This window comes from Vibrio sp. KUL70 (assembly GCF_059725515.1).
On the sequence record NZ_AP045836.1, the window covers coordinates 72,675 to 85,271 of the forward strand.

General features: G+C 44.0%; 13 protein-coding genes. 4 read left to right on the forward strand and 9 right to left on the reverse strand.

Annotation, left to right across the window (positions count from 1 at the left end; translation table 11 throughout):
- Window positions 1-13 precede the first annotated feature (13 nt).
- From AC6I7V_RS20285 to AC6I7V_RS20295, 3 genes are all read left to right on the forward strand, one after another.
- Complete coding sequence (locus AC6I7V_RS20285) at window positions 14-163, forward strand: hypothetical protein (RefSeq protein WP_498012599.1); 150 nt, start codon at window positions 14-16, stop codon at window positions 161-163.
- A gap of 340 nt (window positions 164-503) precedes the next feature.
- Window positions 504-1,778 carry a hypothetical protein gene (locus tag AC6I7V_RS20290; protein WP_498012600.1) on the forward strand — a complete coding sequence of 425 codons (1,275 nt, stop codon included), beginning with the start codon at window positions 504-506 and terminating at the stop codon, window positions 1,776-1,778.
- A gap of 127 nt (window positions 1,779-1,905) precedes the next feature.
- The gene (locus AC6I7V_RS20295) at window positions 1,906-2,910 is read left to right on the forward strand and encodes a metal-dependent hydrolase (RefSeq protein ID WP_498012549.1); all 1,005 of its coding nucleotides are present in this window, start codon (window positions 1,906-1,908) and stop codon (window positions 2,908-2,910) included.
- 30 nt (window positions 2,911-2,940) lie between these two features.
- Here the strand turns inward: AC6I7V_RS20295 and AC6I7V_RS20300 are convergent, their stop codons facing one another.
- From AC6I7V_RS20300 to AC6I7V_RS20315, 4 genes are all read right to left on the reverse strand, one after another.
- Window positions 2,941-3,630 (reverse strand): flavin reductase family protein, encoded by a 690-nt coding sequence (locus tag AC6I7V_RS20300; protein ID WP_498012550.1) that lies wholly within the window; start codon window positions 3,628-3,630, stop codon window positions 2,941-2,943.
- A gap of 77 nt (window positions 3,631-3,707) precedes the next feature.
- Window positions 3,708-5,189, reverse strand: a complete 1,482-nt coding sequence (locus AC6I7V_RS20305) for a cryptochrome/deoxyribodipyrimidine photo-lyase family protein (protein WP_498012551.1) — start codon at window positions 5,187-5,189, stop codon at window positions 3,708-3,710.
- 186 nt (window positions 5,190-5,375) lie between these two features.
- Entirely contained in the window at window positions 5,376-5,906 is a 531-nt protein-coding gene (locus tag AC6I7V_RS20310; protein ID WP_498012552.1) for a GNAT family N-acetyltransferase, read from the reverse strand.
- 65 nt (window positions 5,907-5,971) lie between these two features.
- Window positions 5,972-6,346 carry a hypothetical protein gene (locus AC6I7V_RS20315; RefSeq protein ID WP_498012553.1) on the reverse strand — a complete coding sequence of 125 codons (375 nt, stop codon included), beginning with the start codon at window positions 6,344-6,346 and terminating at the stop codon, window positions 5,972-5,974.
- 179 nt (window positions 6,347-6,525) lie between these two features.
- On the opposite strand from AC6I7V_RS20315, the gene AC6I7V_RS20320 reads away from it, so the two are divergent.
- Window positions 6,526-6,777 (forward strand): TIGR03643 family protein, encoded by a 252-nt coding sequence (locus tag AC6I7V_RS20320; RefSeq protein ID WP_498012554.1) that lies wholly within the window; start codon window positions 6,526-6,528, stop codon window positions 6,775-6,777.
- Between the two features lie 101 nt (window positions 6,778-6,878).
- On the opposite strand, the gene AC6I7V_RS20325 is transcribed toward AC6I7V_RS20320, so the two are convergent.
- The 5 genes from AC6I7V_RS20325 to AC6I7V_RS20345 form a co-directional block, all read right to left on the reverse strand.
- Window positions 6,879-7,958, reverse strand: coding sequence for a ParB family protein (locus AC6I7V_RS20325; RefSeq protein WP_255232842.1), 1,080 nt, complete (start codon window positions 7,956-7,958; stop codon window positions 6,879-6,881).
- Complete coding sequence (locus tag AC6I7V_RS20330; RefSeq protein ID WP_498012555.1) at window positions 7,958-9,157, reverse strand: ParA family protein; 1,200 nt, start codon at window positions 9,155-9,157, stop codon at window positions 7,958-7,960. Before AC6I7V_RS20330 ends, AC6I7V_RS20325 begins: the two co-directional genes overlap by 1 nt.
- Window positions 9,158-9,468: 311 nt before the next feature.
- Complete coding sequence (gene dgcA, locus AC6I7V_RS20335) at window positions 9,469-10,437, reverse strand: N-acetyl-D-Glu racemase DgcA (protein WP_498012556.1); 969 nt, start codon at window positions 10,435-10,437, stop codon at window positions 9,469-9,471.
- A gap of 16 nt (window positions 10,438-10,453) precedes the next feature.
- Entirely contained in the window at window positions 10,454-11,461 is a 1,008-nt protein-coding gene (gene dgcN / locus AC6I7V_RS20340) for an N-acetyltransferase DgcN (RefSeq protein WP_498012557.1), read from the reverse strand.
- 96 nt (window positions 11,462-11,557) lie between these two features.
- The gene (locus AC6I7V_RS20345) at window positions 11,558-12,424 is read right to left on the reverse strand and encodes a LysR family transcriptional regulator (protein WP_498012601.1); all 867 of its coding nucleotides are present in this window, start codon (window positions 12,422-12,424) and stop codon (window positions 11,558-11,560) included.
- Window positions 12,425-12,597: the final 173 nt, after the last annotated feature.

Genomic DNA, 12,597 nt, shown 5'->3' on the forward strand with positions numbered 1-12,597 from the left:
CTCCTTTGAGAGTCTGTCTACCTTTTCGAACACCTTCAAAAAAAGTACCGGATATTCACCAAGAGAGTTTCGTGAGTACCACTTAAATCTGTTGCACGGTCACGTACAGTGGCGCTGCATTTCTGCTACTCAAGACGCTGTTAGAAAGGAGTGTTCAGGCTGAACATTGACAAGTTTGTCGCGCATTCCAAAGTTGTATTCCTTATTTAGCTTTTAGGTAAGTAGTGTCTATTTGATGCTGAAGGGGCAGTGTCACGTCCTGCCTATAGGTGACATAAATTCAGTTTAGTACCTAAGCAATCGTTATGAGTTTGTGTCGATTGATGTGGCCGTCTGTGCTGCCTATAAACAGACTGTTCAGTCAATTTCTCAAGAAAGTGCACATGCTTTTGATCTAGCTTCTTGCATAGCCAATGTTACGGGTGGTGCAACAGAGTTTTGTTGTAAATGAGAATAGCTTTCAATACTATGTGGAAATCTCACCTATGACAGTAGTATTCGAAATGCATTCACAATCAGTCACCAAGGTAAAGAAGGCGTTTATTTCCGGTATATGGGCAACATTAATCAGCATTGCGATAGGTTTTACCTTTAAGATATGGCTTGCGGGCTGGGTAGCAAAAACCGATTTGGCGCTCTTTCATACTGTCGTTGATATCATTTCTCTGTCCATGATACTGATGACGGGCTTCCGCTCGTCCATGGTCGTGACCTATTCTCAAACCAAGAATGATATCGATATTATCAATGTCTTCCGTTTTACCCTTATTTTCGTCGTCCTAACGACGTGGGGTGGGGTGATTCCTTACATCAAGCACAGCCTCGACATCGGAGTCGAATACTTACAGTTGGTGGGCATCATTTTTGGTTTGGGGCTAAAGCTTTACTTTACCAATTTAGTTGCCATGTATCGTTTGTACGATATTACTAACCGTACCACTTGGCTTGACCCTGCGTTGAACGCGGCTCTGTTTCTATTCGCCTACTATATTGCTGGATTCAGTGCGTTAACGGCGCTGTTCTATGGTTTGACCATATCTTCGTTGATAACAGCGCTCTATATGTATATCAGCCGAAGAAAAGAGATATCGACTCTGCCAATTAAGCCTGTACAGCTTAATTCAGACATGTACGGCTATGTGAAAAAGAGCTTTACTGCGACACTCGAAGCAGGAGCAAGCATTCTTATGATTTACATTGCTGTGTTGTTGACGATTCGCTACTTCAGTGTTGATGAATTGGGTGATTTTCAGGTTGTGGTGCGTCCGGTCTTCACATACATGACGATGTTATTCGTATTCCCCATTTACCGCTTTGTTCTGCCTGAACTGTCTGTGAAGGTTCGAAATGGTGAATTTTCGGAGATTCAACTTATCCGTCGATGGGTTTTTAAGTTGTCATTTATTGTCAGCGGTGCGTTTTTCTTGACGATGCTGCTGTTCGGTTCGAACCTTGTTGAAACGCTTTTCCCTGTTGAATATGTGGGCGCAACACCTGTATTGTTCCACTTCTCTATCTTCTTTATTTTTATGATGCTAAATGCCTACCAATTGGCTTACATCAAAGCAAACGGACACTTTAAAACAAGCCTATTTATTCGCTTAACAGGTATCGCGACGCTGGTTGTTATGTTCTATGTAATATCGGCGTTTACTGACAATGTCGTGGCGATCATTATCGCATTGTGCGCAGGTTACTTAATGATGTTTATATTATCGAGTTTCAAAGAGAAGCAGATTCGAGAGTCTGCGCTCCTTACCCAATCTCAAACCGTGTAAGTAGGTAAGAGTAGGTCTCAACTTCTGTGTTGTACACAAAATGTTGGCTTGCCTTCACATAGGCCAATAAATACGTCTACTCTAAATAGTATGAGTCATTTAGATTAATGCTATCAAAGAGTTATAAATGGACCCATTGACGCAAGGGATGCTGGGCGCGGCGTTGACACTGTCAGTAAGTAAGAGGAAGCACTTGAGGGCTGCCGCGGTTTTGGGCGGGCTCTCTGGTATGGCACCCGACTTAGATGTACTCATCCGATCGAGCCAAGATCCGTTACTCTTTCTGGAATATCACCGACAGTTTACTCACTCCTTATTGTTTATCCCCATTGGCAGTTTGCTTTGTGCGTTAGTCTTCTATTTCATTTTTTCAAAGCGGTGCTATCTCTCTTTCCAGCGGACATGGTTCTATTGTGCGCTGGGATACGGTACTCACGGCGTGTTAGATGCTTGTACCAGTTACGGAACGAAGCTGCTCTGGCCGATATCCGATGAACGCTTTGCCTTTAACATCATCTCCGTTATCGACCCGGCTTTTACATTGCCACTATTGGCACTGGTTGCTTTAGCTTTCTGGAAGTACAGTTCTAAGCTCGCTCTGGTGGCGATGAGCTGGACGTTTGTCTATTTGATTATTGGTGGAATGCAGAAAGATAGAGCGGAAGCTGCTGGGTTGGAGCTAGCCAATGAGCGTCAACATACTCCTGTAGTCGTGGAAGTAAAACCAACGCTAGCCAACCTCCTTGTTTGGAAAGTCGTTTATGAAGTGAATGAAACCTATTTTGTGGATGCGGTTAGGGTCGGGGCTGATGTTAAAGCATATCCGGGAGATTCTATTGCGAAGCTAAATGTTGCTACTAACTTGCCGTGGGTGGCGCAAGATAGTCAGCAGATGATAGATGTTAAGCGGTTTTCACGCTTTTCAAATGGCTACCTCGCATTAGACCCTGACAACCAACAGCGAATTATCGATGTGCGATATTCAATGGTACCGAATCAAATCGATGCACTCTGGAGCATTGAGTTGTCTCAATCTGCCAAATCGAGTGACCATGTAAAATACTTGGTAGACAGAGAGAGCACTCCTGCATCGAGAGAAACCTTTACCAGAATGCTCTTAGGGCGAGATTAAAGAGCCGATATGAGCCAGGCTCAATGACGGCTATTCCGGTACAGGATTAACAGCTGCCCATGATGATGGTTCACCATCTGTGGTTAGTGGAAACACACTTTTGTCTGGCTTGGCGTAGCTTAAACGGTTGATACGCTGAGTCTTATGATAACTATCTAGCCCTGAGATCGTGACTGTGCCTAACGCGTCGAGGTCGAGAAAGCCATCATGCATGATCGCCATTCTTGGAACGTGAATGGTGTTGACCTCTCCAACAAGCATAACCGTATCATTGATTTTTATGTCGATACGTTCCTTCAGAGTTAGTGCAATTTTCAAACGGCTCTCTAGAACAAACGGAGCAGGGCAGTTACCGTCGTAATAAGGAGTGAGCCCTACCTCATCAAACTCTGAAATTGATTTTGAGTATCGAGCCGATGTTTGATGTGCTTTTGGGAAAATCTTGTCGTTGACGCTGTTCACTGTGAACGACTTGGTCTCAATGATGTTTTGAAGCGTGTGTCTTGGCGTTTTACACGGACGAACAACAAAGCCCAACAGGGGAGGGTGTGAACCCAAATGGACAACAGAACTAACGATTGCAAGGTTCTCTTGTCCTTGTTCATCCCTTGTCCCTATAAGATTCGCGCTTTTAAATCCCGATATCGAGTTGACCAATCGAGTACGGAAACGCTTTTCCATGGTTTGAATGTCATCGTGCGAAAAAGTTAGCTCTCTCATGTGTCTACCCATAGTCTCAATGTGATTGGCGAAGGCTTTGTTTAGGAAGATATTTACGTCAAAGGTTTGTTTTGCGATCAACTGGTTGCGCGTTTATTGGTTTGACGTACATGCCTAGCTAAAATTCGCGCTCCTTCATTTTTAACATCAATGCGTTTTTTCCACGACCACAGTCGTTCTCTCGCTTCGCGTGCTCTCTCGTTCAGATCGAAAATTGGGTCTAGGTATGGTGAATCTTGTTCCAATTGATACATCGCGGCTTCCATTTGTGTCATCTTCCACGGTTCGAATATCAATGGCGTAGGAACTTGTTCTAACTCAGGCACCCACTTTTTGACAAACTCTCCATCTGAATCATGTTCTTGTGCCTGCTTGATAGGGTTGTATATGCGGATGGTATTAATGCCGGTCACGCCAGCTTGCATCTGGAACTGGGAATAGTGAATACCAGGCTCAAAGTCGAGAAAGAGCTGGGCTAGGTGAGTCACGCCTTCGCGCCAATCCATGCTCATGTGGTGGGTAAGGAAACTAACCAACATCGCTCTCATTCGGAAATTGATGTATCCGGTGTGATGTAAGCAGCGCATACATGCATCAACCAAAGGAAATCCAGTATTACCGGTCTTCCAAGCCATAAGGTGATTTTGGTTTACATTACAAGATTGTGAGAGCAACGCTTCATAGGCCGTATTGGTGCAACGAAACTCCATCTCACACTCTGATTCGAATTTTTGGATGAAATGACAATGCCAGTGGAGCCGAGATGATAGGGCGATTAAGCTACGACGAAAGCCCGGCACGTTCCAATGTTGCAATAGCTCTTGGTAGACCTCACGAAGCGAGATGTTGCCCCACGCAAGATAGGGAGACAAGCGCGTGCAAGCATTTCTCGATGTGATTGGGCTAGAAAGGTTGCGATAGTAGTCTTTACCTCTGCGGTTAAAGAAGTCGTGAAGAGTTAGCCATGCAAGCTTACTTCCGCCTGTTTGCATACCACTACTTAAATTCGTCCATGATTTGGGAGGGGTGAGTGCATGGTCAATTTGTTTTGAGTCTAAAGTATGTAAGTGTTCACTACACAGTTCAGGCTTTAATGTTTCTGAACGCATAACCAAAGACCAGTTCTTATCCCAGTCCTCTCTGTTTGCTAATCCGCGCAAGACGGCCCCCTGCTGAGACTCTTGCCAAGCGATACCTTGGGCATCGAACCATCCCTTGAGCAAGCGGTCGCGCTCGAAAGTACAATTCAAGCCGATCTCTTGATGAGAATAAACAGTATCAATTCGGTACTTAGATTGTATCTCTTGGAAGCACTCTAACGCCTCTCCCTGCATTACAGAGACTTGATGTCCGTGATGAGCTAGCGTTTCGTTCATGCACTCAAGAGACTGCCACACAAATCTCCAATGCCTTTCTGAATAGTGAGGGTTGTTGAGCAGTGATGGCTCGAATATGTAAAGTAAAATTGTCGGACATTCGGACGACTGTGCATTGAATAAAGGGAGGTGGTCGGTGAGCCGTAGGTCGCGTTTAAACCATACTATATTGACTGTTTGCATGTGATTTCTCGTTTTTTAAACCACTACGTATTAGCAAACAAAATGTCTCAATTTTTATCAAAAAGTAACGAATAAAGTCGGTGATACGGAGTGAGTGAGGATAAGTCGTCAGACTTTTTGAATGTCCAAAGCTAACGTAGTAGCTAAACTCAACCCAACTAAAACCACCAACGACTAGGTGCAGAATTAAATAGCTCGTTTGCGTAAGGTTAGCTCATACTCTACGGCATCTCTAACTTCAGCGTGTAATTCAGTATAATTAGCAATGTTTTTCACTTTAGTGAAACCATTTCGTTCAAGTACTTTTTGTGAACCTTCGTTACCACGAAGAGCAATCGCTCTCAAAGTATTCAGCTGCGTTTCTGAAACTACGTAGTCGACCAGCTTACCGACCGCCTGTGATGCAATACCTTTCGAAGTAAATTGTTTCCCTATGCGATAGCCTAACTCACCTGAGTATGTATTTGATTCTATTCGGTGAATATTGATTCTGCCGCAAATTTCTTGAGAGTTATTGCGAATAAGCATTGGATACATTTCACCATTAGCATACTGTGACAGAAACTCTGAAATATGATTTCTTACCCCTCGTGATGTATAAAACTGATCATCTCGAGATGGAACGTGTTGCTCAAACCAACAACGATTATCTAATTCAAACGCTAGCAGTGCATCACGCAGTATTGAAATATCCGCATAGTAGTTTACTTGTTTCAACTTATGTGAACTTAAAATACCGCGCGTGCAGATTCATTTCTAAATGATTTTTAATAATATATCGTTCAAGGGATAAGTTTAATTTCTACCGTGTATTTCCACACTACAGCCTTATCTTCTATCAACTCATAACTCGCACTTTGGCCTTCTGAATTGAGAACAAATATTGGCATGTCCATTTGATAGTCAGTCTCTTCGTCGCTACATGACATCACTGCCTCAAGTTGTACGCTGTTTTTACTTTGTTGTGTCAACTTTCCCTTATAAGTACAACCATCGACGTGACTTGTTCCACTTTGGTCATTAGTCGAGACTTTAAATGTAGGAAAAACGAGTTTTGACTCTGGCTCTGTTACTGTCGCGAATACTTCGTAATGAGCAGCTGCAAAAGCAGTGCTATGAATTACTAACATAAATAAACATAGAATTTTTGACTTCATAGATTCTCTTTCTCTTCATACTTCGTTCTAACGTCTTGTACGGAGATTATCGCATTTTTGTTGTTGATGACTTATTGTTTTGTGCGAGCGCATCACATTCAAGGTGAAAACCTTGCTCCTAAGATGAACTCAATGCCAATGGTGAACGTAGCAGTCTTTTTTTATAGTGGTATTGATGAATGGCATTGAGTAAAGAGAGTGAGTCACGGATTATCGAGATGGCTTGGGAAGACCGGACTCCGTTTGAAGCTATAGAGTTGCAATTTGGGTTGAGTGAATCGGAAGTGATTCGATTTATGCGAAAACAACTGAAACCAGGAAGTTTTAAGCTTTGGCGAGCGAGGGTTTCAGGTCGTAAGACTAAGCATACTAAGTTTCGTAGCCCTGAAGTCACGCGAGGTTACTGCCCGACGCAATATAAGCATCGCTAGGCGAAAGGCTAAAATGCAAAAGGCTGAAACTTATATTGGAAATATAGGTTTCAGCCTTTTTTGAACTAAATAAAGGGGGCTAGTTTTAACTACTTCGCTAGCTAGTCTTGCGTTGCTTTATCCAGTACTGCTTGTATCGCTTCGTCGAGTTCCGATTGCAGCTCTTTAGATAATCGGCCAAACTCGTAAGAGAAATTACGACCTTTAACTTTCTTACGCGCAAACATTCCTTTACTAGTAAATTCAGCAAGTTGAGTGACTTCAGCTTTGTCGGTTACTTTTTTAGATTCGGCTATTTTCAACTCTGACTTGATTAAAGAGAGTAAGGCTTCTTTGTTCTCGTCATTGCAATGTTCAACCTGAACATTGACAGCTTTTTTCCCCAGTTTTTGGATAAACGCTGTTAAGCCTTTGCTGTCTTCTTGGTATGTCTTCATCACTTTTCCAAGTAGTGCATAATCTGTATGTGATAGTGCATTGACTACTGGGAACAAGGCGATGATTCGTTGGTCGATGCTCGCCGCTTTCAGTGCTTTACTTACCGCTGGGCGGCTGATGCCAATCATCGCAGCAACGTCTTCTTGAGTGTAGTTGCCACTGTTCATGATTGTTTGGCATTGCAGACCAATTTCGCGTTGGTTGTGCTCTTTCGCTGTTTGTAACTGCTTTGCTAATGCCTTAGCATCGGAAGTCGAAATCTCATCTTGAGTGACAAGAATTCGGAACTCTTTTACACGCCCTTCTTGAAGTAAGAACCAAGCACGACGGCGAGAACCATCGAGTACATCAATTTGACCATCAACTTCACGGCCAACGGCTGGATAAAATTGCTGGAACTCTAGAGAGTTCAGGTCTTCTAGAGACTCTTTAGTAAGTAGACTTTGGTCGCGACCATTTACGTCGAAAGTTACATAGGTGTCTGCTTTTACTTGTTCGAATGACAGTGTCACTTCATTGAACGTTGCTGTTTTACCAGAAGCCAGTTTCCAAATCATTTGTTGGCCAACAGATTCAATACCGAATTTTTCTTGAAGAAAGTCAGCTGCTTTTTGCCCTGACTTTTCAAGCTCTTTCGTGAGTTGGCTAGTCAGCGTGTCTACTGTTGCTTTTGCTGCTGACTGCTGTGCTGCAATTGAACCGGGTGTATTTCCTAGAGGGCTACCGCCACGTTTCTTAGCCATTAACTATTCTCCTGTTCACGCCACACATTCAGAATATCGCGAAGGATCTGGCTTGTGACTTCGTAGCTGTTTTGTTGAGCGCTTTGGAAAGTCGCTTTACTTTTTGGGTACTCACTTTTCGACATATCAAAGACTGTCGAAAGAAGAGAAGACGCCTGACGAACCGCTTCGCTGTGTTTGAACTCTTTCGAGTACAGGTACGGCGAGAATTGGTCGTAAAGGCTGTTCATTAAGTCGGTTGTTGTTGAGCTATCACGGTGATTTGTAAGTAAAATCTTCATGAAGTCGTAACCTTGATGGTTGGCGTTCTCTAGCAGCGCCCAAACTTGTGGGATATAGCTAAAGTACGAACATGTCGCATCGATATCATTTTCAGTAATAGATAGAGGGAACACCACATTGGTCGCTGCGTAGTATGCGTTAAACGTCGCATAGCCAAGTGATGGCGGCGTATCGATGATGATGATATCGAACTCGTCTTCAACGCTTTTGATTATGTCGTGTAGCAATGAGTATGGTGACGCCAGCGCTTGACTGAACACTCGCTCGTGGAACCAACCTTCCATAGCGCGGTCGCTTTGCGCTGCAGGCAGAATACGCAAGTTAGGGATGGTGGTTTCTAAGAATGCTTCGGATACAGCTTGCTCAAATGTCTCACCTTCGTCTAAATCAAAAGTGCGCATCATAAGATCGCCAACAGAAAGGTAACCTTCTTGTTCCGCTTCTGGTGCGTAGTACATAGAAAGTGTTGCTTGGCCATCCATGTCGATTAGTCCGACGCGATACTCTTGGTGGAACTCGGTTGCTAAACCAGACGCAATAGTTGCTGCTGATACGGTTTTACCCACACCACCTTTTTGGTTTTGGATCACCATTACTTGCGTTTTTTGCTTATCGCTGCGGATAAATTTCGCATCTTTACGTAGGTTTTCTGGCAGTAGATCGCGCACTTTGTACATTTCTGAGATGTCGATAGACCATTGTGAGTCTTCATGGCGACGTGGATCAATCCCAGCAGAAGTTACGTAGCGATCGAGTGTTTTCGCATCAATACCTAAATAGGTTGATGCTTCTGCTCGTGTAAAGTTACGCAGTTCTTTACGGTGGTTGGCGAGTAAGCGTTGATTACGACGCTGAATGTAGGCGTCTGCTCCAGCTTTTAGCTGTTGAAACGTAGTCGTGGTGTTTTGGGTATCCATTTCTGCCTCCATCTAGGGATAAGAAAGAGTATATACCTCAATTTTAAAGGTGGGTAGTGAAAACTGATGGAATTGCATTTTATGAATGGTCGATCGCGCGAGATGTGACCTATCTCGCGCAAATAATGAACAGTTTTACAAGTTCTAAGGTTAAATTGTCCTTTTTCTTCTACTTACATTGAATCGTTCAAGCCCACTCAGAAAGAACGTCCAATCTTTTAATCGGGTTTTATGTTGGAAATGCCTTCACTAGAAATTCGTCTATTGGTAGACAATTTTGAAAAGCTACTCGAAATAACGTTCTACATTATTCAAGTAAAGTACAGTTTCCCTGAGTGGTACTTAAGCCCGTCTTCAACATCATCGCCAAGCAATACTGGGCCATCCAAATCAACCACCTCTGCGTTGGTCGCAATGGGTAATGCGGCCTTCATTGCAATGGAAGTACCAAGCATACAGCCGGCCATAATCGCGAAGCCCTCGTTTCTGGCTTGATTTTCCAAGAGTAATGCTTCTGTTAACCCGCCTGTCTTGTCGAGTTTGATATTGACCATCTCATAAAGTCCTTTCAGGTCAGCGAGTTGTGCTCTTGTGTGGCAACTTTCATCTGCACATATTGGGATAGGGTGCGTAATACTCGCTAGACGTTGATCTTCTCCAGAAGGCAAAGGCTGCTCAATCATGGTGATATCAAAAGAGGTGAGCTGTTTGAATAATTTTTCTAAATCGAGAGAGCCCCAAGCCTCATTAGCATCAAGTATTATTTTGCTATCGGGTGCGGCAGCTCTCACTGCAGCAACACGCTCAATTACCGCTTCATCATCCAGTTTCACCTTTAACAGTGTTGCACCTTGGTTTACGTATTGCTTGGCTTGTGTTGCCATAGCTTCTGCGTTACCAATTGACACTGTCATAGCTGTCTCGATTACAGGATTAATTGTGAAAAGAGGTGATGGGAATGATGCCCCTTCTAGTTTGCCAACCAAATCCCAAAGCGCGCAATCTACAGCGTTACGTGCTGCGCCTGCTGGCATTGATTGTAAGTGCTGCTTCGCTTCTTGTGGTGAAAGGTGGACTAAGTCAGAAGTCCAACTTTCTATTTGTGCGATAACAGATTCAACACTTTCACCGTATCTTGGGTAAGGCGTGCACTCTCCAATCCCTTGCAGGTGGTCGTGAGAGATGATCACCCTCACCGTGTGGCAATGAGTTCTGGCGCCTCTTGATATGACAAAAGGGGTTGCCAATTTGATACTGTGTGGAGTGGCTTCTAGTAACATGATCTATTCTCGCAAGTTAAAAGTTGGCATTGAGATAGCGGGCAATGGATTGGATTCCGAATCGTACAGGGTCGGTAACGGGCACTTTGTGAGTCTCTTGCCAATCTGCACAAAGTGCTTTGGCTTCTTCTTCATTCAGAGCTGAAGTATTAAGACTAATTCCGACTAGTTCCGCTTTTGGGTTTGTTAGTCTAGCCGCTGCCAAGTTCGCTTCTATCGTGGCAGAAATGGAAGGGAGTCGACAATGAGGAAGGTGGCGAATGTGAGGTCTACCAACTTCATGGCAAAGTACAAGTGCATCCGCTTGGGCACCATGAAGCAAGCCTAAGCTCACCCCTGCAAAGGAAGGGTTAAATAGAGAACCTTGTCCCTCGATGATATCCCATTGGTGGTCGTTAAAGCCTGGGCTTATCGCTTCTACGGCACCAGAAATGAAGTCTGCTACCACTGCATCGATTGAGATACCATCGCCTGCAACGAGAATCCCGGTTTGACCCGTTGCTTTAAACTTTGCATCGACTTCTAGCTCTTTTAGGGCTTTTTCTAAAGCCAGTGCGGTAAACATTTTACCCACTGAACAGTCCGTTCCGACGGTGAGAAGGCGTTTGCCTTGGCGGGCTTTGCCTGTACCAACAGCAAGAGGTGCATCGTAGTGACGTACATCGTGAAGTTGCGTCTTTCCTTTGGCTTGAAGCTCTGCAAGTTCTGGGATCTCAGTAAGGCGGGAATGCATGCCCGATGCAATACTAAACCCAAGTTGTGCTGCTTTGATTAGCGTCGGCTTCCAAGTTTCAGGGATTACGCCTCCGGCATTGGCAGTACCGATAACCAATGTTTTAGCGCCTTGTTCTAGCGCTTGTTCTAACGTGAGGTTCTCTAGCCCTAACGAGACCGTTTCTGCCGTTAATCTTAGCTCCCCCACACATAGTTCAGGTCGCCATAGCGCAATACCGCGCGCTGTTTTGGCTGAGATTGGGTCGGTAACGTCGCCTAAGAAGAGTAGGTAGGGTTGAGCGATAGACATAAAAGCATCCTTGGTATCCTGTTGAATTAAAAAACAGAGTAGTGGTTCACCGAGAAGGGTTCGAATGCTTATTTGTTGGTTGCCTATAACAACAAGTTATAGGCTCGCTTCCAATTGTTGGACGAAGTTTCTTGCTGAAATGCTGAGTGGGCTGTGTTCGGCATAAAGTAGTGACACCGTAATATCGATGGTCGGCGTTAATCTTGCTCTGTGTACGCGATCTTTGTATTGATGAGCTGTCCAAGGGTCGACAATCGCACAACCTACTTGGTGGACGACTAATTCGGCAGCGGAGCTATAGTTTCGTACCGATACTGAAGTGTGGTATTCGGGCTCGAGTGCATGTATGGCATGATGCAGTTGCGCACCCAATGGATCGCGGCTGTCGAGACCAATCAATGTTTTGTCAGAATTGAGTAACTGTTTGAGACAAATAACCTCATCATCTGAACTTTGAGGAGGAGTGATCACACACATCTCAGACGTAAATAGCGTTTTTTGGACGAGAGAGGGCGGAGCATCTTGACCAAAACAGATTGCAAGGTCGATCTGATTCTTTAATAGAGCATCGCATAGTTCACCTTGATTCCCTGTTGAGACCTCAATGTTGTAGTCCCCGCTTTTACATAACTGAGCAACAATGGGTGCCAGCATAGTGGCAGAGAGAATTGGAGGTGCGCCAATAGTCAGGTGCCTTTCTCCTGCTTTTATTTTATTTGTTAGGTTACGAAATTGGCCTAACTGCTGATAGATTTTTTCTGCTTCAGGGAGTAGTTGATGCGCTTCCTTGGTAGGAACTAACCTTCCTTTTATGCGTTCAAATAGGGCAAACCCCAATTGTTGCTCAGTGTGAGAGAGAACGCGAGTGACGTTTGGCTGTGAAACATGAAGTTGTTTTGCTGCACCAGAGACGGTGCCAGATTTCATCACAGCATAAAAGATTTCAAGTTGTCGTAGATTCACGTGCCAACCGTAGTCAATTTCAAGTTTCATCACAGTAAATGAAAACCTAAAGCAATTAAAGGGAAAAATTGTTTTGTGAATGTGCAATTATCGATTGTGAAAATCGGATATCGGAGGTGAAAAATTCGTGCTAGAAGGTGGCTCAATTATTGTTTAAATTAAAATGATTAATA

Bases quoted from the DNA above. Each gene is read 5' to 3' on its own strand.
- AC6I7V_RS20290 (WP_498012600.1), top strand. From the start codon at position 504: ATGCATTCACAATCAGTCACCAAGGTAAAGAAGGCGTTTATTTCCGGT.
- AC6I7V_RS20295 (WP_498012549.1), top strand. From the start codon at position 1,906: ATGGACCCATTGACGCAAGGGATGCTGGGCGCGGCGTTGACACTGTCA.
- AC6I7V_RS20300 (WP_498012550.1), bottom strand. From the start codon at position 3,630: ATGAGAGAGCTAACTTTTTCGCACGATGACATTCAAACCATGGAAAAG.
- AC6I7V_RS20305 (WP_498012551.1), bottom strand. From the start codon at position 5,189: ATGCAAACAGTCAATATAGTATGGTTTAAACGCGACCTACGGCTCACC.
- AC6I7V_RS20315 (WP_498012553.1), bottom strand. From the start codon at position 6,346: ATGAAGTCAAAAATTCTATGTTTATTTATGTTAGTAATTCATAGCACT.
- AC6I7V_RS20320 (WP_498012554.1), top strand. From the start codon at position 6,526: ATGGCATTGAGTAAAGAGAGTGAGTCACGGATTATCGAGATGGCTTGG.
- AC6I7V_RS20325 (WP_255232842.1), bottom strand. From the start codon at position 7,958: ATGGCTAAGAAACGTGGCGGTAGCCCTCTAGGAAATACACCCGGTTCA.
- AC6I7V_RS20330 (WP_498012555.1), bottom strand. From the start codon at position 9,157: ATGGATACCCAAAACACCACGACTACGTTTCAACAGCTAAAAGCTGGA.
- dgcA (WP_498012556.1), bottom strand. From the start codon at position 10,437: ATGTTACTAGAAGCCACTCCACACAGTATCAAATTGGCAACCCCTTTT.
- dgcN (WP_498012557.1), bottom strand. From the start codon at position 11,461: ATGTCTATCGCTCAACCCTACCTACTCTTCTTAGGCGACGTTACCGAC.